Raw genomic sequence first — 25,380 nt, forward strand, 5'->3', positions numbered from 1 at the left:
CCGGTGTCCTAACTACTGCGTGACGCGCTGCAGGAACGTGACCGTGGCGGCGGAGATTTGGTCCCTGGCGGCGTCGGCACTGATGCCGGGTTCGCCGTCGCCCGGCTGCGGGCCGTAGCTGCCGAAGAAGGCGTGCACACCACCCTGGACCGCCACAAACTCCGAGTCTGCAGGCAGCAGTTCGCGGGATGCGTCGATCTTGTCCGGGGTGCTGAGCCCGTCGGCGGTGCCCGAGACGGACAGCACGGCCAGGTCCGGCTTGTCGCGCAGCGTGGCCAAAGGGTAGGAGGCGTAAAGCAGCAGGCCGCTGACGTCGGCGTTGTCCCCGGCGAAGGTGGACGCGCTGACGCCGCCCAGTGAGTGTCCGCCCACCGCCCAGGTGGTGATGTCCGGGTTGTCGGCGATGGCGGCGCGGGCCTGGTTGCCGTCCAGGAGGCTCAGCCCCAGGGGTTCCTTGAGGATCACCACCAGGAACCCGGCGTCCACCGCCGGCGCCAGGATCTCCTGGTAGGCTGCCGCATCCACGCGGGCTCCCGGATAAAAGACGAGTCCCGTGGTGGCGGGGACGCCGTCAGGTGCCATGGTGATCGCCGTCGGCGTTTCGGTGACGGTCAGGTCGGACATCGGCCCGGCCTCCGCGGCACTGCCCGGCTGGTAGGCGAACGGGTTAAGCCACGCCAAAGCGGCCACCAGCCCCAAGATGGCGATCCGACCGGCCCAGGCCCCGACGGACCGGAGCTTCCCGCGCTGCCGGGCCTTGCGCCGCCGTCGTAATTCCAGCACTCCCCAGGCAAGGCCCACGACGGCGGCAACCACCAGCAGCGCCGGCAGGAGCGGGTGCCCGCCCAGTACCGCCGGATTCCCGGTCAGCATCGCCACCGGGACCAGCACCAGCGCGGCGGCGCAGGCCAGCGACACCCAGTGCAGGACCGGGCGGCGCGTCGAGGGGGTTGTTGGCGCGTGCTGAAGAGAGCTCATGGGGAAGATCTTTCCATCATGGAGATACTTTTGCACCGCAGGCCGTCCGGTGCTGCCTGCCCTACGCTTGGGAGCATGGCTGACATGTACCGCTACGACGTCGAAATCCTGCATGTCCTGGTGTCCCCCGCACATGCCTATTTCGGCCGGGCTCGGGACGGTGCCGCCGATGTTCCCACCATCGATGCCGGGCAGGCGGACGTGGTGGCGGGCAAGGGGATCCTCGGGGACCGGTTTTTTGGCAAGGCCGCCCATATGGATGCAGCGGTGACCCTGCTGGCGGTGGAGGCGCTGGAGGCAATGGCCGCGGAACTTGGTGCGGGGCCATTCGATCCACTGCTGGCGCGCCGGAACGTGGTGCTCCGCGGCGCTGAGCTCGCGCCGCTGCTGGGCCGGGACTTTGCCGTGGAATCCGGTGGCTCCGCGGTGGAATTCCATGGCGGCCGGCCGGCGCATCCGTGCGCGTGGATGGACCGGATGCTGGCGGACGGAGCGCATGTGGCCATGCGGGGCCGGGGCGGGATCCGGTGCCGGGCCCTTTCGGACGGCACGCTGCACCGCGGGCCCGCCACGCTGGTCAGCCCGGTACCGCTGGACCCCGGCCAGGCCGGCGTCGCGCACGTTTTACGGCCCAGCCGGCTGCCCTGAGCGGCGGACCGCTGAGGTGCCGGTTGGTCCGTTCAGCCCGCGGCCAGCAGCCTGGCCACCGCATCGACCAGGAGTTCCGGCGGAAGCGTGATGTCCGCCAGGACGTGTGCCTCATCCGGCCCGAGCCGCTCCAGCGTAGCCAGCTGCGAGGCGAGCAGTGAGCCGGGCATAAACTCGTGCGCCCGTGCGCTCAGCCGCCCGGTGATGGTGGCCTCGCTGCCATCCAAATGCACAAACACCGCATTGGGGGCGTAGCTGCGCAGCAGGTCCCGGTAACTGCGCTTGAGCGCCGAGCACGCCAGCACTGGCGGTGCGTGCCGGGTATCGGCGCCGGCCAGCAGCTGCCCCAGCCGGGAAAGCCAGGGCGTCCGGTCCTCATCGGCCAGGGGAATGCCGGCCGCCATTTTGGCCTTGTTGGCGGCCGGGTGGAAATCGTCCCCGTCAAGGAACGGCCGCCCCAGCCGGGCAGCGAGCAGGGCACCGGCAGTTGATTTCCCGCAACCGCAAACCCCCATCACCACCAGCGGCGCCGCTTCCCCGCTCATGCTGGGACGGACCCGTCGAACCGCAGCAGCACCTTGCCCGAGCTGGTGGAATCCCTGGCCATCTCGAAGGCCGGCAGCGCCTCGGAGAGCGGGAATTCATGGGTGATCACCGGGTCGATCCGGAGTGAACCGTCGGCCAGGGCGGCGATAACGTCGTCGATTTCGTTGTTGAAGCGGAAGGAGCCCAGGAGCCGCAATTCACGGGTGATGGCCAGTGAAATGGGAACCGGCTGGGCGCCGGTAGGCAGCAGGCCCACCATCACCACGGTGCCGCCGCGGACTGCGCCGTTGATCGCGGACGCCAGGCCGTGGTGGTTGCCGGAGGATTCGATCACCACATCGGCTTCGACGGCGGCGATGGCAGCGGTGTCGGTGGCCGCGATGACCTCGTCGGCGCCCACTGCCGTGGCGATGGCCAGCGGCCGGGGATGCAGGTCCACGGCCACGATCCGGGCGGCACCCTTCCGTTTCAGGACGGCCACGGCGAGCGCACCGATGGGACCGGAGCCGATCACCAGCGCGGTTTTTCCGCGCACGTCGCCGGCCCGGGAGACCGCGTGCCATGCAACGCTGGCGGGTTCGATCAGGGCCGCCGTGCGGAGGTCGATGGTGTCCGGCAGGGGCCGGAGCATCCGGACCGGAAGGGTGACGTAGCGGCTGAACGCGCCGTCGGTGTGCGGGTACCGGGCCGCGCTGCCCAGGTAAGTGCATCCCGGGGACAGGTTGGGCCGGTCCTGGGGATACCTCGCGGCCCCTGGTCCGGGCGTGGCCGGATGGACCGCAACGGGTGTTCCGGCCTGGGGGCCGGAACCATCGGCGGCGCCGCGGACCACGGTGGCCGAGATTTCGTGTCCCAGGACCAGCGGGGCCTTGAGAATGGATTCGCCGGCCGCGCCGTGCAGCCAGTAGTGCAGGTCGGACCCGCAGATGCCGCCGTACAGCACCTCGATCACGGCCTCATCCGGGCCAGGAGCACGCAACGGTACGTCGTCGATGCGCAGGTCCCCGGCGGCGTGGGCCACCAGGGCAGGCCCGGAAGCGGGCAGGTTCAAGGTTTCCATCAGACCACCACCGTCATTCCGCCGTCGATGAAGATTGTCTGGCCGTTGACGAACGCCGAGCCGTCGGAGGCCAGCCAGACCACCGGACCGGCGAGGTCCTGCACGGTTCCCCACCGGTGGGCGGGGGTGCGGCCGAGGATCCAGGAGTTGAATGCGGCGTCGTCCACCAGGTTCTGGGTCATTTCGGTGTGGATGTAGCCGGGTGCGATGCCGTTAATCTGCAGCCCGTCCGCTGCCCACTCGGCCGTCATGGCGCGGGTGAGGTTGCGGAGCCCGCCTTTTGCCGCCACGTAAGGGGCGATTGTGGGCCGGGCCAGGTCTGTCTGGACCGAGCAGATGTTGATGATCTTGCCGCGTCCGCGGGGAATCATGCGGCGGGCGGCGGCCCGGCCCACCAGGAACGCGCTGGTCAGGTCCGTTGCCAGGACCCGTTCCCAGTCGGCGACGTCCAGCTCCAGCATGGGCACCCGGTGCTGGATGCCTGCGTTGTTCACCAGGATCTCCAGCGGGCCGACGTTTTCCTCGATCCAGGCGATGCTGCGTTCAGCAGCGTCGTCGTCCGTGACGTCGAAGGCGCAGCTGGCGATCCGGCCCGGCGGATAGTCGGCGGCGAGCGCCGTCTCGGCGGCCTTGAGCCGTTCGGTGTTGACACCGTTAAGCACAACCGTGGCACCTGCGTCCGCGAGGGCGCGGGCCAGGGCGGAGCCGATGCCCCGGCTTGATCCGGTCACCAGGGCCACCCGGCCCGTGAGGTCGAAGAGCCCGCTCATCAGAACGCCCCCTGCTGGACCAGGTTGGCCGGGGTCCGGCCTGCGGCCAACGCTTCCAGTTGGTTCTTGAGGAGTTTGAGGATCCGCGGTTCGAAGGCCGAGGCGTTTCCGCCCACGTGCGGGGTGATGAGCGCGTTCGGGGTGGACCACAGGGGGTGGCCGGCCGGCAGCGGTTCCGGGTCGACGACGTCGAGGGCGCAGCTCAGGCGTCCCGAGACCACCTCGCGGGTCAGGGCGTCCGTGCTGATGACGGCGCCCCGGCCCACATTGACCACCAGTGCACCGTCCGGAAGCGCGGCGAGGACCTCCTCGCCCACCAGGTGGTGCGTCTTCGAATCCAGCGGAAGGACGGACACCAGGATGTCGTGTTGGGCCGCAAGGCGGACCAGGTCCGCCGAGGAGTGGACCTGGCCATCGGCGTCGGTCCGGGCCCTGCTGCCCACCCGGGTGAGCGTGACCTCAAAAGGAGCAAGCCGGCGCGCCAGTTCGGCGCCGATGCCGCCCACCCCCAGCAGCAGGATCCGCCGGTCGGCCAGGGACTGGCGGCGCTGCGGGTTCCAGTTCTGCGCCTGCTGGTCCCGCACGGCCTCGTCGATGCCGCGCAGCTTGGCCAGGATCAGGCCCACCGCCAGTTCCGCGGTGGCAGCAGCGTGCACCCCCGAAGCGGTGGCCACTGCGGCGCCGGGCCCGGCCGCCTCCGGCACGCCGTCGAATCCGGTGGACTGGGTCTGGACGTACTTGAGGTTTTTTACGTGCGCCAGTGAACCCAGCACCGCTGACGCATCGATGTACGGCAGGATCACGCCGTCAATCTCGCCCGCGGACTCCCCCGGCGCCGCCTTCATGTCCCAGACAAGGCCGCGCAGCCCCTCCGGGAGGGGTGAGAGGTCCGCCAGGAGTTGGGGCGTGGGAAAGCTGACGGTGTGTACAAGCTGCATCGGTTGGACCTGTTCGTTGTGGGGACGGGTGACTGCTGGCCGGACGGGTCAGGCGACGCGCCGGTCGAAGGTGAGGCCGCCGGGGACCTGGAAGGTGGGCATGATTTCCATCAGGCCAAGGTTCACGTGGCGGGGCGTTTCGACGGCGTAGTCCAGCGCGTTGACGATGTCGTCGGTGGTGAGGGACTCGTAGCCCTCGTAGTACGTGTCCCACGCCTCGGCCATGGCCTCGGGGCTGCCGCCCATGTTGCGGCCGAAGATCTCGGTTTCCACGCGGCCGGGGCAGATTTCGGTGACCCTGATCCGTTTGCCGACCGTGTCGTTCCGCAGCTGCCGGGAAATCTGGTGCACGGCGGCTTTGGTGGCGTGGTATGCCGTGTGGCCGTAGAAGTTGTACAGCCCGGCGATCGAGCTGATGTTCACCACGTGGCCCAGGTCCCGGGCCACCATGCCCGGCAGCACCAGACGGGTCAGCTGCAACAGCCCGCGGAGGTTCACGTCCACAAGTTCGTCGATGTCCGCCGCGCTGGAGTCCAGGATGTTGCCGGGCCGGGAGACGCCGGCGCAGTTGACCAGGACGTCGATTTCCAGATTCCCGACGGCGGCCGCGAGGGCTTGCGTGTCCGTCAGGTCAACGGTGTGCGGGATGGCCCCCGTCCTGTCGGCGAGCTCGGCCAGCCGTTCGGTGTTGCGGGCCACCGCGTGGACGGTGAGGCCCCGCTTGGTGAGGCGTTCGGCGATCGCGGCACCCATGCCGGTGGAGGCTCCGGTGACGAGCGCAGTCTTGTAGTCGGAAAAGGGCATTGAAGTCTCCTGTGATTGGGCGGGACGGTGGTCCCGGGTGAGTGGTGGGTCAGGCGTCGCGGAGCGGCTGGTGCGCGCGGTCCGTGACCCTGCTGACGGCGATGAGCGTGCCGAGGGCGGTCAGGACGGCGTAGAACGCGGGCATGTAGATGTTGCCGGTGGTGCTGATCAGCCACGTCATGAGCAGCGGCGCGGTGCCGCCGAACAGCGCCGAGGAGACGTTGTAGCCCAGGCCGTAGGCGGAGTACCGCACCCGGGTGGGGAAGAGTTCCACAATCAGGATGTGGATGACGGCGGTGTGGCCGGCGAAGACGATGGCCATCAGGGACGCGCCGAGGATGGCCCAGACCATCTCACCGGTGGCGATGAGGGCGTACGCCGGGATGCCGATCACGGCCATGGCGATCGCCGAACCGGCGATGACCCGCTTGCGGCCGATCCGGTCAGAGAGGGCTCCCATGAACGGGATGGCGATGCAGATGACCACCAGGCTGCAGGCCGTCACCAGGAGGGCTTCACCGATGCTGAAGTTCAGGGCCTTGCCCTTCAGGAAGGTGGGCATGTAGGAGAAGAGGACGTAGTAGCCGGAGCCGTTCATCAGCGGGATGAAGAGGGCCAGCACCATGGCGCGGCGGTGTTCCGCCGAGGCGAAGGCTTCCTTCAGCGGGTTCTTGGACAGCCCGCCTTCTTCCTTGAGCTTCTCGAAGTTCGGGGTGTCGCTGATGGACTTGCGGATGTACCAGCCGATGATGCCCATGGGGATGGCCACCAGGAACGGGATGCGCCAGGCGAACGAACCGAAGCCGCCGCCGTCGATCGCGGCCTGGGTGAGCCAGGGGGACATGGAGTAGGCCACCAGCGTGCCGGTGAGCAGCGCCGCGAAGGAGGCGATCTGGGCGTACGAGGTGATGATGCCGCGTTTGCCTTCGGGGGCATGCTCGGCCAGGAAAGTCATGGCACCGGCCGATTCGCCGCCCACGGAGAAGCCCTGGAGGAGGCGCAGGAGCACCAGCAGGATGGGCGCCGCGATGCCGATGGCCGCGTAGTCCGGGAGCAGGCCGATGCCCGCCGTCGCCACGCTGATAAGCATGATCACAAAGACCAGGAGCCGTTGCCGGCCGATGATGTCACCCAGGTAGCCGCAGACCACGGCGCCCAGTGGGCGGACGAAGAAGGACACGGCGTAGCCGGCGAAAACAAACAGCAGGGCGTTGTCCGGGTTCCCCGGTGCCAGGAATACCAGCGCCAGGGTGCCGGCCATAAATGCGAAGATTCCGTTGTCGTACAGTTCGACGAAGATCCCGACGCAGCCGGCGGTGACAACCTTCCTGGTCTGCCGTGCATCCAGCCGGTCGTGCTGCGGCGAGGCCGCGCGCGTTGATGTAGTCATGTTCAGGTCCTTTGCGGGGTTTGGCACGGGGGGCATGCGCTTAGATTCCGGCTGCGGCGGGCAGCTCACGCCAGCCGGCGTTGGTTCCGACGCCGAGCAGCCCGAAGACGGTCTGCACGGTTCCACGCAGCCTCTCCAGCTCGAGGCACGCTGCCCGGTGTGTGGCGGTGGCTTCGGCGACGGTGGTTTTTCGGAAGGTGATGGTGTGGCCTGGCCTGGCCTGGCCCAGGAGGTCCAGGGCGCGGGTGGTGGCGACGGCGAGCACAGGGTAGCCGGCGGTCACGCCGCGGCCTCGGTGCAGCAGCAGCAGTTCGTCCCGCGACGGAACCTCGATGGCACCCACCGGGACGCCGCGTGAGAGGACTTCCGCCGTCGTCTGGCGTTCCGGGAGCAGCCCGCCCAGCCGCAGCCCGATGTGGTTGCTGCGGGGGCTGACCGTGTAGGTGCTCTGGTACAGCAGTTCCGCGGTGGCGCCGAACTCGGTCACGTCCGAGCCGTCCGTCACGTCAATGACCAGGTGGTCCCTGAACTGGGGCGCGGCGAACCCCAACCGGTACAGCGGCAGGCCGAAGTGCGGCTGGCTGACGGGCGGGAGGCTGGCGGCCGTGGGGAGGGCGGTGCCGTTGGCGAGCCGGAGGCCGAAGCCGATTACGGTGTCCGGGGCGCAGCTGCCCAGCAGGACGGGGACGGGGAAGGAACCGTGGACCGCGATGTAGGCGCGGAGGCCGGTGGTGATGCGGCGGATGGCCACGGTTTCCCCGGCGCGGACGGATACCGGCTCCCAGCAGGGGGTTTCCCGGCCGCCGACAGTCAGGTGCAGGGGTGCGCCGGTCACGGCGATCAGCAGGTCAGAGGTGGCCCGCATCCGGAAGTCCAGTGCGGTGATTTCCAGGAGCGGATCGTTGTCCGGGTTGCCTGCCAGGATGTTGGCGGCCTTGGCCGAGAACTGGTCCAGGGCGCCGTTGACGGGGAGCCCGAAGGCGGGTCCCCTGGTCCTGCCGAGATCAGTGACGACCGAGTTGCCGGCTTGTTCGACGATCAGCGGGTTGTTCATGCCGTGGCCTCCAGCGGCCGGCCCTCAAGCCGGGCGAATTCGACGGCGTCAATCCGGTGGAAGCGCAGGACATCTCCGGGGGTATAGGGAACCAGGGGTTCCCTGGCGGCGTCGAGGACCACCAGCGGGGTCTGGCCGATGACGCACCAGCCGCCCGGGGCGACGGCCGGGGCAATAACCGCCTGGCGGCCGGCTACCGACACGGCTCCGGCGGGGACGGACAGCCGCGGGTCCTTGAGCCGCGGGACAGGATGGGGAAAGTCGGGCCCGTCCATCATGGGTGAACCGGCGGGGGCGCCCAGGCAGCGGATGAGGTAGGACTTTTCGGTGTGAAGCGCGATGACTTCGGCAACGGAGAGGCCCTGCTGTTCGGCCACCCGTTCCAGGTCGGGGCCGTAGCCCCCGCCGTACACCACCGGCACGTCGAAGTGCCGGGGCTGCCGCAGGCCGCCGCCCACAAACTCCAGCTGGCGCATTCCCAGCTGGATGAACGCCCGGACCTGCCGGGCGGATGTGATGTAGGGATCGAATTCCACCAGGACCGAGTCGTAGGTGGGGACAGCGCCGTGGATTCCGTCCACCCCGGCGGTGGCCAGCCAGGCTGCCAGCGAGTGGACGGTGCTCCAGTTGGCTTCCTTGTCCGCTGACACTGCCACGGCGCGCAGGGCGGCGTCGCCTGACTCGTGGATTTCAAGGGTGGGAGCGGACATGTCAGGCGACCTTCTGCTTTGCGGCGAGCACCTGGGCCAGCGGGGCGATGGTGACACCGGCGGCGATCAGTTCGCTGCGGATCAGGTCGGCGAGTTCGACGGCGCCGGCGTTGTCGCCGTGCAGCAGCACGGTGTCCGCGGCGATGCGGATGTCCGTGCCGGAAGCGGTGCGGATCAGTCCTTCACAGACCATCCGGACGGTCCGGTCAACGATGATGGCGGGGTCGTGGATGACGGCGCCGGGCAGCGCCCTGGGCACCAGCGTGCCGTCATCCTGGTAGGCCCGGTCCGCGATGCCCACAATCCCCACGCTGAGCCCGCGGCGGGCGGCGGCCAGGGCGAGTTCGCCGTCCTGGGCCAGGATGATCAGGCTGGGATCCACGCGGCTGGCGGCCTCTGCCACCGCGTCCGCGTAGTCGGCCCGGGTGGCCACCAGGTTGCCCAGCCGGCCGTGCGGGGCCAGGTGGGAGACGGAGGCGCCGTGGTAGCCGGCGAAGGCGGTCAGCGCGCCGAGCTGGTAGACCACGTCGTTGCGGACTTCCTCCGCCGTGAGGTCCATGGCGCGCCGGCCGAAGCCCCGCAGGTCCGGGAAGCTGGGGTGCGCCCCGATGCCTACGCCCTTGCGGACGCATTCTGCAACGGTGGCGTTCATGATGTCCGGGTCGCCGGCGTGGAAGCCGCAGGCGATGTTGGCGCTGGAGACGATGTCGAGCAGGGCTGCGTCGTCGCCGATTGAGTAGGCACCAAAGCCTTCACCAAGATCCGCTACGAGATCAACTGTGGGCATCATGGGCCTTCCTCTGCTGGGGTATCTGCCGCCGCCGCGTTTCGCGGCTGGTGGTTCGGAGTGAAGGCCGGAAGCGGCGGTTTGCGCCGCCACTTCCGGCCTTCAAAAAGTCTGTCACCGAGAGTTGACTCACACAAAGACGTAATCGGTGTCACGGGATAGGGCCAGGTTATGACGTGGCCCTATCCCGCCGGGGGCGTGCGGGTCCAGGAATTACCGCAGCGCCTTGCGCAGACCCATCACCCGTTCCACGATGACCACAACGGCCAGGGAGATCAGGATCAGGATCACGGAGAGGGCGGCGACGGCGGCGTCCGCCGAATTTTCGACGTACCTCAGGACCTGCACCGGGAGCGTGGGCAGGCCCGATTCCGCTACGAACAAGGAGATGACGGCCTCGTCGAAGGACACGATGAAGGCGATGACGCCGCCGGCGATCACCCCTGGCGCGATGATGGGCAGGGTCACCCGCCGGAACACCGTCCACGAATTGGCGCCGAGGATCCTGGCAGCGGCTTCGCAGGAGGTATCGGTGGTGGCCAGGCTCATCAGCGTGGTCCTGATGACAAACGGGATGGTGATGGCGACGTGGCCGATGATGATCCCGGCGTAGGTGTTGTTCAGCCTGAGCGGGCCGAACAGCAGCACCATGCCCAGCGCCAGCACGATGCTGGGGATCAGCAGCGGGGAGAGGAAAAAAGACTGCACGGCCGCTTTTGCTTTGAACTCGAACCGGTCGAGGGCCAGGGCCACCGGAACACCCAGCGCCAGGACGATCAGGGTGACCACAACGGCGACAATCAGGCTTACCTTCATGCCCTCCATAAAGGTGCTTTCCTTTGGCAGCATCTCGTACCACTTGAGGGTGAAGCCCTCCGGCGGGAACGAGAGGTATTGGTTGGAGGCGAAGGAGACAACAAAGACGATCAACAGCGGCGCCAGCAGGAACACGTAAAGCAGGAACACGAGGATGCCGAAGGCGGGCTTCGCGGCGTTGAACCGTGGTTTGAACAGCGGTGCTTCGCTCATGGTTCAGCCTCCGATTTTTCGTGTAAGCCGCTGGTAGACGGCGATGATCAGCCCGAACAGCACCAGCAGGATGACGGACAGGGCGGCCGCGAAGGGCCAGTTGAGCAGGCCGGTGGTCTGGTCGTAGATCTCAGTGGCCAGCACCTGGACGCTGCCGCCGCCCAGGAGGCGGGGCGTGATGAAGGTGCTGATGGACAGGACGAACACCAGCAGGAAAGCGGTGAGGATGCCCGGCAGGCTGAGCGGCAGGGTCACGCGGGCGAAGATCTTTGCCTTGCTGGCCCCCAGGGACCCGGCGGCCTCTTCCAGCTGCGGGCTGAGCCGGCCGAACCCTGAGATCATGGCGAGGATGGCGTAGGGCATAAAGATTTCCACCAGGCCAATGGTCACGCCGGTGATGTTGTTGGTCAGTTTCAGTGGCGTATCGATCAGGCCCATTCCCGTCAGGGACGAGTTGATCAGGCCGTTGGTGCCCAGGATGACCATCCAGCCATAGGTACGGACGACGGCTGAGGTCAGCAGCGGGGCAATGGCGATGGCCAGGAGCAGCCCGCGGTATTTGCTTTGGCTCCGGGCCAGGAACAGCGCCACAGGGTAAGAAACCAGCACGCAGAGCAGGCCCACCGTAACGCCCATCTGGAAGGTATCCAGGGTCACTTTCCAGTAGTACGGATCGGTGAGGGGCTGCAGGTAGGTGTCGAACGTGAAGGTTTCCTCGATGACGCCGTCCGGTGCGCCTTTGTTGAACGACATCCGCACCATGTAGGCCAGTGGGAAGACGAAGCTCACCAGCAGGCCCAAGAGTCCGGGAATCAGCAGCGCCAGGTACGTGCGCCGGTTCCGCTTCTCGGTGGCTTTTTCGAGTTCACCTGAGCCCGCGGCCTGGAGCGGCGAGCGCCCCCTGGTCTTGAGGAGGGTCATGATGCCTTCCCGGGTGCGGCTGCCGGCAGCAGGTAGGCGTCTTCCGGCGCCCAGGACAGGTACGCGGTGTCACCGCGGCGGGGCAGGTCCCCGCTGGTGGTCAGCAGCTGGGCGTTGAAGCTTCTTTCTCCTACAGCAATGGCAACGGACAGGGCATCGCCGGTGTAGCTGACCCGTTCGATGGTTCCCTTCAGCGCGTCGTGGCCTTCACCGGTGAGGGTGACCTTGAGCCGGTGCGGACGGATGACCAGTTCGTGGGCTCCGGTGAGCCCCTTGGCGCCGACGGCGCCGAAGCCGCCGAGGCCTTCGACGTCCACTTTGTAGCTGGCCTCGCCGACCACGGGGGCGGGGCCGGTTTCCGAGATGATGGTGACGTCGAGGAAGTTTGCCTGGCCGATGAAGTTGGCCACGAAGTGGGTCTGCGGGCGTTCGTAGACGTCGGTGGGTGAGCCGAACTGCTCGATCAGGCCACCGTTCATCACCGCGATCCGGTCGGCCATGTCCAGTGCCTCGTCCTGGTCGTGGGTGACGAACAGGGTGGTGGCGCGGGTGCGCTGCTGGATGGACCGGATTTCGGTCCGCATGGTTTCGCGGAGCTTGGCGTCGAGGTTGGAAAGGGGCTCATCCAGCAGGAGCAGGGTGGGCTCCACCACCAGCGCGCGGGCCAACGCGATCCGCTGCTGCTGGCCACCGGAGAGTTCCCGGGTCTGCCGCTTTCCGAGGTGGCCCAGCTGGACCATGTCCAGGGCGGCCGCCACCCGTTTTTTCTGCTCGGCTTTGGGCGTTTGCCGCATCTGCAGCCCGAACGCCACGTTCTGTTCCACGTTCATGTGGGGGAACAGCGCGTACGACTGGAACACCATGCCCATGCCGCGCTTGTTGACGGGCGTGTGCGTGATTTCCTTTCCGTCCACCACGATGGACCCGGCGGTGGGGTCCATCAGGCCCGCCACCATCCGCAAGGTGGTGGTTTTGCCGCACCCGGACGGGCCGAGGAGCGCCACCAGGTGCCCCTCCTCCACCTGCATGTTCAGTCGGTCCACCGCCGGGTCAAGGCCTGCGGCGTATCGCTTGGTCAGATCAACGATCGACAGTTTTGTTTCACTCACGGTTTCAGTTCTCCTGATGCGAAGGGAGGCAGGGGCGCCGGTGGGCGGCTATTTGGTGATGATTTCGCGCTTCCAGGTGTCGGTCCACTTGTCGCGGGCCGAGGACAGGAAGTCGACGTCGAGGGGGATGATGTTAAGGGAACCGTCGGTGGGGACCACCCGGTCCTTGACGTCTGCCGGGAGGTCCGCGTTGTTGACGGACGGGGCGTAGAACAGCGCCTTGGCGAAGGCCGTCTGGGCTTCGGCGGAGAGGGAGTAGTCAATGAAGGTCTTGGCTGCGGCTGCGTGCGGGGCATCCTTGACGAGGTTCACCGTGTTGATCTGGTAGACGGTGCCTTCCTTCGGAAAGGTGACGCCCATCTTTTTGTTGCTTTGGTCGCTGTAGAACTGGCCGCGGGCATTCTGGCCCAGGCCCAGGACGGTCTGCCCTGTGATCACGTTCTGGTATTCGTCCGGGTTCGGGGCGAAGGTCTGGACGGCGGGAGCCAGTTCCTTCAGCCGGGCCACGGCCTTGTCGATCCCCTGCGTGTAGTCCTCGCCCTCCATTTTTGAGGTGATGGCGGTCAGGGATAGGCCCAGCAGCGACGGGGGCGCGTTGACGTTGATCTTGCCGGCGTAGGCCGGATCCCAGAGGACGTCCCAGCTGTCCGGGGCTTTGGGGAAGGCGGCGGTGTCGTAGAGGAGTCCGACGGCGTCCAGCATGACCACCGGGCCGAATCCGTCCTTGTTTTTGAAGTCGTCCGGAACGTTGGCCAGGTTGGGGACGCTGGCAGCGTCCACCTTCTCGAAGAGGCCCTGCTTGTTGCCGGTGGTGGAGACCGAGTTGTCCATGATGGCAACGTCCGTGGCGGGGCTGTTCTTCTGGCCCTGCAGTGCGCTCAACATTTCGGCGGAGGACCGCTTGGAGGAGAAGTTGATTTTGATGTTGGGGTACTTGGCTTTGAAGGGCTCGATGACGGCGGCCGTGTACTGGTCCTGCCACACACCGGAGTAGGCGATCAGGTTGACTTCGCCGGAGTCCGGGCTGTCATTGCCCGCCGGGGTGGATCCGCCGCCGCAGCCGGTCAGGACCAGGGCGGAAACGGAGATCGCAGCCAGCGCCGCAAACTTTCCCTTATTCGTTACTTTCATCTGTCAGCTCTTTCTCATAAGGAAGAATCCGGTGGGTGGGCCCAAGAACACACCAGAAGGTATGCGGCACTTATTTCCGGAATGTTTAAAGCGATGACATTTCGGCCGAATGTACCAAACATGCAAAATGCATATTGGGTCATAGTTTTTTCCCATTGATCGACGGGGATAGAATGATGCCGTCACGGAAATGTCGTCTGGCATAAACTTAGGTCCGAGATGTGGATCACACAAAGACCGAATGCATGTCCCTACATAGCGTTCGCGTATGACCCCCGGCGGGCCTGCCCACCGTGCTGGAAAGAGGAACGTTTTGGACACTAGGAAGCTGGCGTACTTCGTACAGATCGTCGACTCGGGCAGCATCACCAAGGCCGCGGCGGCGCTGCACGTGGCGCAGCCTGCCCTGAGCCAGCAGGTCTCGTCCCTGGAAAACGATCTCAAGCAGCGGCTCCTGATCCGCAGCAAGCAGGGGGTCCAGCCCACCGCCGCAGGCCACACCCTGTACCGGCACGCGCAAACCATCCTGCGCCAGGTGGAGCAGGCACGCCTGGACGTGGCATCTTCCGGCGCCGCGCCGTCAGGCCGCGTTTCCATCGCCATCGCGCCGTACAGCATGGCCTCGAGCCTCACGCCCCAGATCATCCGGGAAGTTGGCCGGCTTTACCCGGACATTGTGCTGCACCTGACCGAGATTTACGGTGGCGTCCTGAGCGATGCCATCAAGAACGGGCGCCTGGACATGGCGTTGATTTACGAGCCGGGCCCCATCCGCGGCGTCAAGTTCACCACGCTGATCGTGGAGGACCTGCACCTGATTGTCAACGCGGGGCGGGACCTGGGTATCGCCGCCGATGCGGGTTCCGTCACCCTGGCTGAAGCAGCCAAAATTGGTCTGTTCCTGCCCGAGCAGAACCACACCCTCCGCCAGGTGGTCCAGGCCGGGATCGAAGCCAAGGGCATGGAACTGCGCCTGATGGGGGAAGTGGAGTCCGTCCCCAGCCTGACCCGGCTGCTCCGGACGGACCTGGGCGCAACCATCCTGCCCAAGTCGGCTGCGGACGCGCTCTTCCACGAGGAGGACTTCCGGGTGCTGCGGATTTCGGACCCCGCACTGCAATGCCGGATCGCCCTCTGCACCCCTGATCACGAACCGCTGTCCGAGGCCGCGTCGGCGGTCCTGCTGGTCCTTCGGGAGATGCTGCAGGAATGGCTCAACAGCAAGTACACCCGGCGCGCCGATTCATAAGGCCGGCTTATCACAGCACCCTGCATTCGTCTTATCCAGCAATTCCCGGCAGAACTAAAATAAAAGCATCAGGATCAGCCGGACCGCTTTTATAAATGCCGTAATTAACTGGAGCCCATCATGAAAAAAATTACTTCGGCCTACCGGAGTGCAGCGGAGCGAGCCATCCATCTGAAGGCCAGCACGGGATCCCATTGCCCAGCCAACGGCTTTTGGCGCACAGCGGACCTCCTCTCGGATCCCATCTTCGTGTTTGAAGGCAGCATGATGCCGCCGGGGAAGGGTGGTTCCACCATGTGGTTCCTCGACGAAGCGCACGCGGGTCCGCCAGCGTACCCGCTGCCGGGGCGGTAGCCCGCCGCACGGACGGAGCATGGCCGGTTGTACAGCGTCGCTGCGCAACCGGCTTTTTTGTGGCCAACGCAGCCAGGGGGCCGGTGTCCATGCGGACACCGGCCCCCCTGTCGCTTGCGGTGGGGCTACCGGCTGAGCAGTTCCGGGGCGTCCTCCACCAGCAGGCCCTTGGCCTTGAGGACGTCCGTGAGGTTGCACAGGTCGATGGTGGTGCCGCCTTCCTTGTACAGGCGGATCAGCTCCCGCTCGGCGTCGTCGCGCGCCTGGGAAAGCTTGATGACCTCTTCGATCTCGTCGCGGCGGACCACCACCACACCGTCGGCGTCGCCGAGCAGGATGTCGCCCGCGTAAATGATCTCGTCACCAAAAACCACGGGGTGGTTGACGGGGCCGATGGTCTCCTTCACGGTGCCCTTGATGCTGACGCTGCCGGAGAAGACCGGCAGGCCAAGCTCAATAAGGTCCTGGGTGTCCCTGACGCCGGAATCGGTGACCAGGGCAGCCAGGCCTTTGGCCTTCATGGCGTTGCCCAGGACGTCCCCAAACGTTCCCGCTTCTTCGAACTCACCGGCGGCGACCAGGACAACATCGCCCTCCTGGGCGTAGTGGATGGCCACTTGAAGCATGAGGTTGTCCCTCGGGGCGCACCGTACCGTCACGGCGGGGCCGCAGAAGGACATGCTGCGGTCGATCGGCTTGATCCTGGAACTTAGCGCACCCTTGCGTCCCTGTGCTTCGTGGACGGTGGCCGATGAGAATTTCGAAAGCCGTTGGACAGCGTCCGCGGAAGGCCGCTCGATGGAGGTTTTGACGTGGATCATGGGATTTGCTCCTCAGCTGGGGTTAGGAAAGCGCCTGGACGGCTTTGTCGATGGCCGCGATGGATTCCTCGATGACGGGAAGCCCTGTGGCATAGGAAATGCGGAAGTACGGACCAAGGCCGTACGCGGAGCCCTGGATGACCGCAACACCCACCTCGTCAAGGAGGTAGAGAGTGAAGTCTTCGTCGGTGCTGATCAGGCGGCCCTCACGGGTGGACTTGCCGATCACGCCGCTGCAGTTGACGTAGGCGTAGAAGGCGCCTTCCGGCGTCGCGCAGGAGAGGCCGTCGATGGCGTTCAGCGCTGCCACTGCCACGTCGCGCCGCTGCCTGTAGGTTTCGAGGCTGTCGCGGACGAACGACTGGTCCCCGGTCAAGGCGGCCGCTGCTGCTGCCTGGCTCACGGAGGACGGGCACGACGAAATCTGGGACTGGAGCTTGTTGATCGCACCCACCAGGGCCGCCGGTCCCGCGCCGTAGCCCAGCCGCCAGCCGGTCATGGCGTAGGCCTTGGAGACGCCGTTCACCAGGAGCACCCGGTCCTTGAGCCCCGGAGCCACGGCCACCAGGCTGGAGAGTTTTCCGGCACCGAAGTGGATTTCGTCGTAGATCTCGTCCGTCAGGACCAGGACCTGCGGGTGGTCCTCGAGGACGGCTGCGAGCGCTGCCAGCTCCTCCCGCGAGTACACGGCTCCGGTGGGGTTGGAGGGGGTGTTCAGGATGAGCCATTTGGTGCGGTCCGTGATGGCGCCGGCCAGGGCTTCCGGGGTGAGTTTGAAGCCCACGTCCTCGCCGCAGGGGACGATCACGGGGCTGCCGTCGTTGGCCAGCACCATGTCCGGGTAGGAAACCCAGTAGGGGGCGGGGATGACCACTTCGTCGCCCTGGTCCAGGGTGGCCATAAAGGCGGTGAAGATGACCTGTTTGGCGCCGCCGCCGATGGTGATTTCCGCCGGGGTGTAGTGCAGCCCGGTTTTGAGCTCAAGGGTTTGCAGGATGGCCCGCTGCAGTTCGGGGGTGCCGTTGACGGACGTGTACTTGGTTTCGCCGCGGCTGATGGCCGCGGCGGCGGCGTCCTTCACGTGGGCCGGCGTGTCGAAGTCCGGTTCACCGACGGTGAGGTCAAGGATCCGCCGGCCTTCGGCCTTCAGTTCGCGGACACGGGCTGCGGCAGCAACGCTGGGGGAGGATTTGATGCGGGATACGCGGGAGGCAGGCACAAATTCAGTCATGGTCTTTTCCAGGGTCGGGGAGCTGGCAGAGCTTGATTCATTCGAGCCTAGGGAAGGCCGCGGCATCTGGATAAGACCTAAAGTACGTGGACGGATAAGGCGGGCTTATGACCGTCCGGCCACACGAACGGGCTATCACACCACGCATTTTCGGTATTTTTGCCGGTCGGGAATTGCCCGTAGCGTGCAGGGGACGCACAGCGGGCCCGGTGTAGCTGCCCGGTCCGCATCCGAACCGAGGGCAGGAGCTCAAAGTGGCTGCAGAACCCGCGCCGCAGGTCCGTGACGCGGCCAGCGGCGCCGCGCCTGGTTTCCGGCGCGGAACAGCACCGCGGCTCTACACCTACCGGGGGCATCCGGACCGGGAGCCGTCGGACCGGTCCGCTGACGTCCGCGCGAAGCTCGGGGAGCAAAAGACCCTGCTGGCTTTCCGGTCCAGCAGGCTGCGGGCACTTTCCGCGAAATTCAACCAGCACGTGGCGCAGGCGTTGTGTGACGGCCTGAAAATGACCGCCATTGCCAAAGCCGCCGGGATGCCGCTCGGGGCGATCCGCAGCGCAGCGGTGTCACTGGACGATGTGCAGCCGTCCGGCGGGTCAGCCGATGAGCATCTGCGGGGCATCACGCAGCTCGGCAACGAGCTGAAGGCTGCCGACGGGGACCGCGCGGTGCTTGAACGGAACCGGGCACGGCTGCTGGCGAGTGCACGGGCCCTGGGGCTGCTCGATGATTACGAGCTCGCTTCAGCCAGCGGCCTCAAGCACGAGGAAATCCGCAAGCTGACCAGGGGGCTGCGCAGCGCCGGCCGGCCATAGGCCCCGGCGCGCCGCTGCCGGCATCCAGCGCCGGACAGGCGGCGGCGCGGCCTACCAGGCCTGGTGTTCGCGGGTGAGGCCGAAGGGGACAGCGTCGCTGAGGGCCACAGTGAATGTGTCCACCCCGTGCCGGGTCACCAGGATGCCGTGCTGCTTCCCGGCGAGGGCGTGGTCCTTGGCTGCGGCGACGGCAGCCTCAAGTTCGGTGTCCATGCTCTGGCGATCGGAGATGGTCAGTGTCAGTGGGAAGTCAGCAGTCATTGGGAGAACCTTCGGTGGGGACGGTGCATACGGGTCCGCGCCGGTCCGCTCCCCCAAGCCGCCGGCGCAATCAGGCATATGTGTGCCCAGAACATAATCTACCGTCAAGTCACAGCAAGCAACTTTATTTAACTACCGGCGGGTAACCGCAGGTCACAGCGGACAAAAGCGGCCGGGTGGGCGGGCCTTGACCGGCAGCGCGGCGCCGTCAATTAGACTGGACGCGGAGCGGACGCCGCGCGCAAAACGGCTCCACTGCCCCCGAGACCCGCCCTGCGGCATGACAAACGCCTCTTCTGCGCTGCAGCCGGCGGTGCCACGACGACAAGGATTCCGCCATTTCCACCGACGCCTTCTTCGGCAATCTGACCCGGATCCGCAACGTCGTCATCCCGTCCCGTGCGCGGGCCTGGCTGAACACCCCGCGCGGCCTGCTGGCCGGATTCATTGTGGTGCACCTGGTGTTCCTGATCTTCGCCGGCATCGTTTCCCTGAACGGCGAGGCGTTCAGCGACACAGGCATCTACCGCGCGTGGGCGCTGGCCGGCTTCAACGACGCCAACCTGAGCGGCGGGCCCAGCCCGTGGGTCTACCCCATCCTGGCCCTGATCCCCATGGCCATCGCGGGCGTTGCCGGTCCCGCGCCGTTCTTCTTCCTGTGGGTCCTGATGACCACCCTCCTGAACGCCTGGGCCCTGCTCAAGCTCACCAACCGCGGCCGCGACAGCCAGGCCATCCCCGCCGCCTGGTGGTGGCTGGTCTTTACGTTCCTGATGGGCTGGCTTGGCTTCGCCCGCGTGGACGGCCTCACCGCACCGCTGGTCCTGGTGGCCCTTTCCTATGGGGTGGGCCGGCCGTTCATCGCCTCGATCCTGCTGGCCATCGGCACTTGGGCCAAGGTATGGCCTGCAGCGGTCATGCTGGCGTTGTTTGCCGTGGTCAAGAACCGGATCCTGGTGGTCCTTGCAGGCATTACGACGACGGCGGGCGTCGTTGCGCTGGCCGCTGCCCTTGGCAGTGTCCCCAAGCTGCTTAACTTCCTCACCCAGCAGGGTGACCGCGGCATGCAGCTCGAAGCCACGTTCACCACGCCGTGGCTCTGGCTGTCCGTGCTTAACGTGGGCGATTCGCGGATGTACATGAACACGGACATCAACTCCATGCAGGTGGACGGCCCGGGCACGGCGGTGATGTCCGTGCTGATGCAGCCCCTGCTCATCCTGGCCGCGCTGCTGGTGGCGGGGCTGACGTTCTGGGCCCTGCACAACGGCAAGGTCAGCGGCGGGGTGGACCGCACCGAGCTGCTCCTGGCCGGTGCCCTGACCCTGGCCACGGCGTTTGTGGTGTTCAACAAGGTGGGCTCCCCCCAGTTCATGGTGTGGCTGGCCCCCGCTGTTGCCGTGGGTCTGGCCCACAGCTGGCGTGAATGGCGCGTCCCGGCCGCCATGCTGATCGTCATCGCGGTGGCCACGTACTTCATCTACCCGCTCTTCTACGACGCGCTCAGCCACAACAACCCCTGGATGGCGCTGGTGCTGACCATCCGCAACGTCCTGCTGGTGGTCCTGTTCCTGTGGAGCGTCCGCCGCCTGTACCTCCTGGGCCGCAAGACGCCGGCCGCCGCTCCCGCACTCAAGGAGAGCTGACATTCCTACCCGCTTCTTCGACCGCCTGGTCAGCGTCCGCACCCGGCTCCTCCCGGCGAAGGTGGTGGACTGGTTCGCCACCCGTGCCAGCGTGTGGTGGGGATTCGCCGTTGTGCACCTCTACTTCCTGGGCTGGATGGCGTCCTTCTTCCTTGGCGGCGGCACCTTCAGCGACACTGAGCAGTACCGCCAGTGGGCCATGGACGGCTACAACCCGGCGGACCTGGAGGGCAAAATCAGCCCCTGGGTCTACCCGGTCCTGGCGCAGATTCCGATCTTCCTCGCCAACATCGCCGGACCCGGCCTGTACCTGCTGGTCTGGACCCTGATCATCACGGCGCTGAACGCTGCGGGCCTGTGGTTCCTGACCCGCAGCCGGCGATCGGAATCCGGGATTGCGCCGGCCTGGTGGTGGCTGTTTTTCACCGTGTTCATGGGCTACCTCAGCTTTGCCCGGGTGGAGGGCATCACCGCCCCGATTGTGCTGGTGGCGTTGCTGTACGCGGCCGAACGCCCCGTGGTGGCCGGGCTCCTGCTGAGCGTCGCCACGTGGATCAAGGTGTGGCCGGCCGCCGTGCTGGTGCCGTTTGTGATCGCCAGCAGGCAGCGGATCCAGGTGCTCCTGTCCGGTGTGGCAGTGACGGCCGTCGTGGCTGTGGGGACCTGGCTTTCCGGCGGCCTGCCGCACATCCTGGACTTCCTCACCAACCAGGGCGAGCGCGGCATGCAGCTTGAGGCGACGTTCTCCACGCCCTGGGTCTGGCTGAGCGTCTTCAACATCGCAGGATCAAGGATGGCGGACAATACGGCCATCAACTCCACGGAGGTGTACGGCCCCGGGGCCAGCGTCGCTGCGTTCCTGATGCAGCCGCTGCTGATCCTGGCGGCCGTGGCCGCCGCCGTCCTGCTGGTCCGGGCCCTGAACCGCGGCGCCGAGCGGGAGGAGCTGGTCCTCGAAGGTGCCCTGATGATGGTCACCGCGTTCATCGTGTTCAACAAGGTGGGCTCGCCGCAGTTCATCATCTGGCTGGCACCGGTGATTGTGGCCGGCCTGGCGCACGACTGGGACCGCTGGAAGGTCCCCGCGGCGCTGCTGATGGGCATCGCGATCACCACGTTTGTCATTTATCCACTGTTTTACACGCCGCTGATCCATGCCCACCCGGTCATGGCTGCCGTCCTCACCACCCGGAACGTACTGCTGGTGGTGCTCCTCTGGTGGTCCGTGCAGCGGACCGCTGAGCTGGGCCGCAAGCCTGCCACAGTCCCGGCCGGAGCCTGAACCCTAGGGCGTGCCGGTGCGCTGCAGGCTGGTCCGTTTGGCCAGCAGCCACTGCCACGCGCGTTTGGCCAGGTCCAGCGGCCTGCCATCGATCAGCAGCGTCCTGGTGTGGACATCAAGGAACAACAGGTAGAAAGTGAAGGCCAGCGCCGTCACAAACGCCAGTGACGAGGCATCGATGGGCAGCTCCACAAATGACCAGACGGACAGCTGGTCCTGCGCGCCGAACACCACAAAGAAGGTCACCCCCACGTAGAGGGACCTGATCTGCCAGTCGTCCCGGATCCCCGTGACGGCCAGGAGCGGCACGAACCAGAGGATGTACCAGGGCTGGATGATGGGCGAAAGCATCACGACGGCGGCGAACGCCAGGGCCATGCGGCGGACCGCCCGGGAGTAGTCGCCGCGGAACATCAGCAGCAGGACCAGGCCGATGGCAGCCCACTTCATTCCGGTCCGGAGCAGGTCGGCGAAGGTCCCGCCGGGCAGTCCCAGGACGTTGCCCAGGAACTCCACCTGCTGGCCCAGGAAGCCCGACGGCGAATAGCCGGTGTAGCCGGGCGTTGAGTCCAGGATGGCCCAGGTCCAGCCCATGCCCAGGTTGTAGGGGATCCCGCTGAGGGCCAGCACACCGAAGCTGATGGCTGCCGTAGCTCCCCAGATCAGGAATTTCCGCAGCCAGGTGGCGCCGGGCCCGGCCCACATCACGCCGATGAAGGGCAGCAGCAGGATGGTGATGGGCTTGATGCCGATGGATGCGGTGACCAGCAATATGCCCAGGATGTAGCGGCGGGTGGCCGCGAAGTAGACCCCGGCCACGGCCAGGCCAACCATCAGGGCATCGTTGTGGGCGCTGGCAATGAAACTGATGAGGAACAACGGGTTGGCCACGGAGATCCACAGGGCGCGGGCGCCGTTGATGCCGTGCAGCTCCGCCAGTTTGGGCACGTAGATCACGCACAGGACCACGCCGACGCCGGCCAGCAACCGGAACAGCAGGACCGAGATGTCAGGCTGGGCTCCGGTCAGTCCCACCACGCCGCGGGCAAGCCAGAGGAAGTAGGGCCCGTAGGGAGTCCGGTTTTCGGCCCAGGCCGGGTCAGCGCCGAGCGCAAACCAGTTGTTGAGGGTGGAGATGCCCACCTCGTAGGGGTCCTGGCCTTCCATAACCAGCCGCCCCTGCCCCGTGTAGGCATAGACATCCCGGGAAAACACGGGCACGCAGAAAAGCAGCGGCAAGGACCACGCCGAAATGGCGATCACCACTGACCGCAGGGACCGGGCACCCCAGTCCCCCAACCGCTGCCCCAGCCGCAGCCAGGAGCGGATCAGCAGCATGGCACCCACCGTGAGCAGCACGGTGGACACGGTGACGCCCCAGCCTTCGGTGCGGAGGGCGATGACCACGGGTTGGCGGATCATGGGCGAGCCGTTGGCGATCCAGCCGGTGCCGATGGAGCCTACGAACATCATCAGGGCGCCCACGAACCCTTCAAGGGTGGCAACGTAGGCGCGGCGCTTTACGGGTGCGGAGGCGGCGGCAGGTGCGCCCGCCGTGCTCTCCGAAGTCCCGAGGTGTGACCCGCCTGCCGTCATATTGTGTTGGTCCCCTACTTCGTTACGGCGCTGGGTGGACGCGCATTACGGCCCTCCGCAACCCGGCCATTTTACCAGCAGGCTTCCTGCCGCGGCCCGGGCGGGCCGGTGTGGAAAGGCACAATTCGGCAACACGTGCCGCGATGCCGGCCGGGCCCCCGCGGCAGCCCCACGCCGGTTCAGGCGCCGGCGCGGAGCCGTTCGATCAGTTCGTCGGCCTGGGCGAGGTTCCGCGCCATCTTTTCCCGCTCGTGGATGGCCTTCCCCAGGTAGCCGGCCAGCTTTTCCGCGGCGGCACCGCCGGTGGCCGCTTCCCCGCCGGCGGTGCCGCCGTCGGGCTTCAGGAGGGCCAGCATGTCCGCCATCTCCTCCAGCGAAAAGCCCAGCGGCTTCATCTGGCGGATCACCATCAGCCGGCCGAAGTCATCCTCGGTGTAGACCCGGAAGCCGCCATCGGTGCGGGCAGCGGCCGGCAGCAGGCCCACCTCGTCGTAGTGGCGGATGGTGCGCAGGGACAGGCCCGTCCGTTCGGCCAGCTCGCCAATGTGCATGGTGTCCACCTTCTGCTCCTTACATTCGGCCTAAACCCTACCATTACGTTAGGGTAGGGTTTAGTTTCCGGCCGTATAGGCCACCCCGGCGCACAGCCGCCCCTTCCCGGCATCGCCGGTGACCGGCCGCCGCCCGCCAGCCCCTCCCGATTCCGAACGGAGCCAGTAATGGCCGCGCCAACCACCACGCCGGCAACGGTCCCGCCGCATCAGCTGCAATCAGTCCGCGCCACGCTGCGTTCGCCACGGCGACTGAAGACGGAGGCCCTGGCCGGGCTGGTGGTGGCCCTGGCGCTGATCCCGGAGGCCATCGCGTTTTCGGTGATCGCCGGCGTTGATCCGCGCATTGGCCTGTTCGCGTCGTTCACCATGGCGGTGACCATTTCGTTTGTGGGCGGCCGCCCGGCAATGATTTCCGCTGCCACCGGGGCGGTGGCGCTGGTGATCGCACCGCTGATGCGCAGCCACGGGCTGGATTACCTGATTGCCGCAGTGATCCTGGCCGGCGTTTTCCAGATCCTGCTGGCCGTCGCCGGGGTCACCAAACTCATGCGCTTCATCCCCCGCTCGGTGATGGTGGGGTTTGTTAATGCGCTGGCCATCCTGGTGTTCATGGCACAGCTGCCGGAGCTTTTCGGGGTGCCGTGGATGGTTTACCCGCTGGTGGCGGCTGGCCTGCTGATCGTGGTGGGCCTGCCCCGGATCACCACGGCGGTCCCCTCGCCTTTGGCGGCCATCGTGGTACTCACCCTCTTCGCCGTGGTGGCCGGCGTCGACGTCCCCACGGTGCAGGACAAGGGGCAGCTGCCGGAGAGCCTGCCGTCCCTGTTTGTTCCCAACGTGCCCCTGACCTGGGAAACGTTCCAGATCATCGCCCCCTTCGCGTTGTCCATGGCGCTGGTGGGGCTGCTGGAATCCCTGATGACGGCCAAGCTGGTGGATGACATCACAGACACCCGCTCCAACAAGACCCGGGAGTCCTGGGGCCAGGGTGTGGCCAATATCGTCACCGGCTTCTTCGGCGGGATGGGCGGCTGCGCCGTGATTGGGCAGACCATGATCAACGTGAAGGGCTCCGGGGCCAGGAGCCGGGTCTCCACCTTTCTGGCCGGCGTCTTCCTGCTGGTCCTGGTGGTGGTCCTGGGCGACGTGGTGGGGCTGATCCCCATGGCTGCGCTGGTGGCCGTGATGGTCTTCATTTCCGCCATCACCTTCGACTGGCACTCCATTGCGCCGCGGACCCTGCGCCGGATGCCGAAGTCGGAGACCGCCGTGATGGTCATCACCGTGGCCGTAGTGGTGGCCACCCACAACCTCGCCATCGGCGTGGGCGCAGGGGTCCTCGCCGCCATGGCCATGTTTGCCCGGCGGGTGGCGCACTTTGTGACTGTCGACCGGACGGTCCTGGAACTCAACGGCGAAAATGTGGCCACCTACACGGTGGACGGAGAGCTGTTCTTCGCCTCCTCCAACGACCTCTACACACAGTTCGACTACGCCCTGGACGCATCGCCGGACATCGCCCGCGTGGTGGTGGACCTGCACGCCTCCCACCTGTGGGACGCCTCCACCATCGCCGTCCTTGATGCCGTCACCGAAAAATACAGGCGGCACGGCCGCGAGGTGGAACTGATCGGGCTGAACTCCGCCAGCGTCACCATGCGGGAGCGGCTGGCCGGGAAGCTCAACTGAGTTTCGG

Annotated in this window: 25 protein-coding genes; 6 read left to right on the plus strand and 19 right to left on the minus strand. The window is 66.7% G+C overall.

Annotated elements, in window-relative coordinates; genetic code table 11:
• Positions 1 to 12: 12 nt before the first annotated feature.
• Complete coding sequence (locus tag QRN07_RS12965) at positions 13 to 978, minus strand: alpha/beta hydrolase (protein ID WP_285241234.1); 966 nt, start codon at positions 976 to 978, stop codon at positions 13 to 15.
• Positions 979 to 1,053: 75 nt separating this feature from the next.
• Here QRN07_RS12965 and QRN07_RS12970 point away from each other — a divergent pair, with 75 nt between their 5' ends.
• On the plus strand, positions 1,054 to 1,626 hold the full coding sequence (locus tag QRN07_RS12970) for an MOSC domain-containing protein (protein ID WP_285241235.1): 573 nt from the start codon (positions 1,054 to 1,056) through the stop codon (positions 1,624 to 1,626).
• A gap of 32 nt (positions 1,627 to 1,658) precedes the next feature.
• Here the strand turns inward: QRN07_RS12970 and QRN07_RS12975 are convergent, their stop codons facing one another.
• The 13 genes from QRN07_RS12975 to QRN07_RS13035 all read right to left on the minus strand — a co-directional run bounded on the left by QRN07_RS12975 (position 1,659) and on the right by QRN07_RS13035 (position 13,875).
• Entirely contained in the window at positions 1,659 to 2,171 is a 513-nt protein-coding gene (locus QRN07_RS12975) for a gluconokinase (RefSeq protein WP_285241236.1), read from the minus strand.
• Positions 2,168 to 3,232 (minus strand): L-idonate 5-dehydrogenase, encoded by a 1,065-nt coding sequence (locus QRN07_RS12980; RefSeq protein ID WP_285241237.1) that lies wholly within the window; start codon positions 3,230 to 3,232, stop codon positions 2,168 to 2,170. The genes QRN07_RS12975 and QRN07_RS12980 overlap by 4 nt, the downstream gene beginning before the upstream one ends.
• Complete coding sequence (locus QRN07_RS12985) at positions 3,232 to 4,002, minus strand: SDR family oxidoreductase (protein WP_285241238.1); 771 nt, start codon at positions 4,000 to 4,002, stop codon at positions 3,232 to 3,234. Before QRN07_RS12985 ends, QRN07_RS12980 begins: the two co-directional genes overlap by 1 nt.
• Positions 4,002 to 4,940 (minus strand): 2-hydroxyacid dehydrogenase, encoded by a 939-nt coding sequence (locus QRN07_RS12990; RefSeq protein ID WP_285241239.1) that lies wholly within the window; start codon positions 4,938 to 4,940, stop codon positions 4,002 to 4,004. Before QRN07_RS12990 ends, QRN07_RS12985 begins: the two co-directional genes overlap by 1 nt.
• Before the next feature lie 48 nt (positions 4,941 to 4,988).
• Positions 4,989 to 5,744, minus strand: a complete 756-nt coding sequence (locus QRN07_RS12995; protein ID WP_056599552.1) for an SDR family oxidoreductase — start codon at positions 5,742 to 5,744, stop codon at positions 4,989 to 4,991.
• 49 nt (positions 5,745 to 5,793) lie between these two features.
• Positions 5,794 to 7,134, minus strand: coding sequence for an MFS transporter (locus QRN07_RS13000; RefSeq protein ID WP_056599704.1), 1,341 nt, complete (start codon positions 7,132 to 7,134; stop codon positions 5,794 to 5,796).
• Between the two features lie 40 nt (positions 7,135 to 7,174).
• The gene (locus QRN07_RS13005) at positions 7,175 to 8,188 is read right to left on the minus strand and encodes a 5-oxoprolinase subunit C family protein (RefSeq protein WP_285241240.1); all 1,014 of its coding nucleotides are present in this window, start codon (positions 8,186 to 8,188) and stop codon (positions 7,175 to 7,177) included.
• Positions 8,185 to 8,898, minus strand: coding sequence for a 5-oxoprolinase subunit B family protein (locus QRN07_RS13010; RefSeq protein WP_285241241.1), 714 nt, complete (start codon positions 8,896 to 8,898; stop codon positions 8,185 to 8,187). The genes QRN07_RS13005 and QRN07_RS13010 overlap by 4 nt, the downstream gene beginning before the upstream one ends.
• A gap of 1 nt (position 8,899) precedes the next feature.
• Positions 8,900 to 9,685, minus strand: a complete 786-nt coding sequence (locus QRN07_RS13015; protein ID WP_285241365.1) for a LamB/YcsF family protein — start codon at positions 9,683 to 9,685, stop codon at positions 8,900 to 8,902.
• A gap of 213 nt (positions 9,686 to 9,898) precedes the next feature.
• Positions 9,899 to 10,714 (minus strand): ABC transporter permease, encoded by an 816-nt coding sequence (locus tag QRN07_RS13020; RefSeq protein ID WP_056599544.1) that lies wholly within the window; start codon positions 10,712 to 10,714, stop codon positions 9,899 to 9,901.
• Between the two features lie 3 nt (positions 10,715 to 10,717).
• Complete coding sequence (locus QRN07_RS13025; protein WP_056599541.1) at positions 10,718 to 11,635, minus strand: ABC transporter permease; 918 nt, start codon at positions 11,633 to 11,635, stop codon at positions 10,718 to 10,720.
• Entirely contained in the window at positions 11,632 to 12,744 is a 1,113-nt protein-coding gene (locus tag QRN07_RS13030; protein WP_285241242.1) for an ABC transporter ATP-binding protein, read from the minus strand. The genes QRN07_RS13025 and QRN07_RS13030 overlap by 4 nt, the downstream gene beginning before the upstream one ends.
• Before the next feature lie 48 nt (positions 12,745 to 12,792).
• A complete protein-coding gene (locus QRN07_RS13035; RefSeq protein WP_285241243.1) occupies positions 12,793 to 13,875 on the minus strand; it encodes an ABC transporter substrate-binding protein in 1,083 nt (360 codons plus the stop codon).
• Between the two features lie 313 nt (positions 13,876 to 14,188).
• On the opposite strand from QRN07_RS13035, the gene nac reads away from it, so the two are divergent.
• Positions 14,189 to 15,124: a nitrogen assimilation transcriptional regulator NAC gene (gene nac, locus QRN07_RS13040; protein WP_056599530.1), complete on the plus strand. Its 936-nt coding sequence runs from the start codon at positions 14,189 to 14,191 to the stop codon at positions 15,122 to 15,124.
• A gap of 479 nt (positions 15,125 to 15,603) precedes the next feature.
• Here the strand turns inward: nac and QRN07_RS13045 are convergent, their stop codons facing one another.
• Together QRN07_RS13045 and QRN07_RS13050 are read right to left on the minus strand one after the other, a co-directional pair.
• Entirely contained in the window at positions 15,604 to 16,299 is a 696-nt protein-coding gene (locus QRN07_RS13045) for a 4-carboxy-4-hydroxy-2-oxoadipate aldolase/oxaloacetate decarboxylase (RefSeq protein ID WP_056599524.1), read from the minus strand.
• Positions 16,300 to 16,321: 22 nt separating this feature from the next.
• On the minus strand, positions 16,322 to 17,530 hold the full coding sequence (locus tag QRN07_RS13050) for an aspartate transaminase (protein ID WP_285241244.1): 1,209 nt from the start codon (positions 17,528 to 17,530) through the stop codon (positions 16,322 to 16,324).
• 254 nt (positions 17,531 to 17,784) lie between these two features.
• Here QRN07_RS13050 and QRN07_RS13055 point away from each other — a divergent pair, with 254 nt between their 5' ends.
• Positions 17,785 to 18,345 (plus strand): hypothetical protein, encoded by a 561-nt coding sequence (locus tag QRN07_RS13055; RefSeq protein ID WP_235504726.1) that lies wholly within the window; start codon positions 17,785 to 17,787, stop codon positions 18,343 to 18,345.
• A 51-nt stretch (positions 18,346 to 18,396) separates the two neighbouring features.
• On the opposite strand, the gene QRN07_RS13060 is transcribed toward QRN07_RS13055, so the two are convergent.
• Positions 18,397 to 18,606: a hypothetical protein gene (locus tag QRN07_RS13060; protein WP_050686857.1), complete on the minus strand. Its 210-nt coding sequence runs from the start codon at positions 18,604 to 18,606 to the stop codon at positions 18,397 to 18,399.
• Positions 18,607 to 18,971: 365 nt separating this feature from the next.
• Between QRN07_RS13060 and QRN07_RS13065 the strand changes: the two genes are divergently transcribed.
• A complete protein-coding gene (locus QRN07_RS13065; RefSeq protein WP_442854166.1) occupies positions 18,972 to 20,252 on the plus strand; it encodes a glycosyltransferase family 87 protein in 1,281 nt (426 codons plus the stop codon).
• Positions 20,253 to 20,313: 61 nt separating this feature from the next.
• Positions 20,314 to 21,534: a glycosyltransferase 87 family protein gene (locus tag QRN07_RS13070; RefSeq protein WP_285241245.1), complete on the plus strand. Its 1,221-nt coding sequence runs from the start codon at positions 20,314 to 20,316 to the stop codon at positions 21,532 to 21,534.
• 3 nt (positions 21,535 to 21,537) lie between these two features.
• On the opposite strand, the gene mptB is transcribed toward QRN07_RS13070, so the two are convergent.
• Entirely contained in the window at positions 21,538 to 23,130 is a 1,593-nt protein-coding gene (mptB, locus tag QRN07_RS13075; protein WP_285241246.1) for a polyprenol phosphomannose-dependent alpha 1,6 mannosyltransferase MptB, read from the minus strand.
• A gap of 179 nt (positions 23,131 to 23,309) precedes the next feature.
• On the minus strand, positions 23,310 to 23,681 hold the full coding sequence (locus QRN07_RS13080) for a MerR family transcriptional regulator (RefSeq protein WP_285241366.1): 372 nt from the start codon (positions 23,679 to 23,681) through the stop codon (positions 23,310 to 23,312).
• Positions 23,682 to 23,849: 168 nt separating this feature from the next.
• Here QRN07_RS13080 and QRN07_RS13085 point away from each other — a divergent pair, with 168 nt between their 5' ends.
• The gene (locus tag QRN07_RS13085; protein ID WP_285241247.1) at positions 23,850 to 25,373 is read left to right on the plus strand and encodes a SulP family inorganic anion transporter; all 1,524 of its coding nucleotides are present in this window, start codon (positions 23,850 to 23,852) and stop codon (positions 25,371 to 25,373) included.
• Positions 25,374 to 25,380: the final 7 nt, after the last annotated feature.

The organism is Pseudarthrobacter sp. MEB009, assembly GCF_030208875.1.
Taxonomy (GTDB): Bacteria; Actinomycetota; Actinomycetes; order Actinomycetales; family Micrococcaceae; genus Arthrobacter.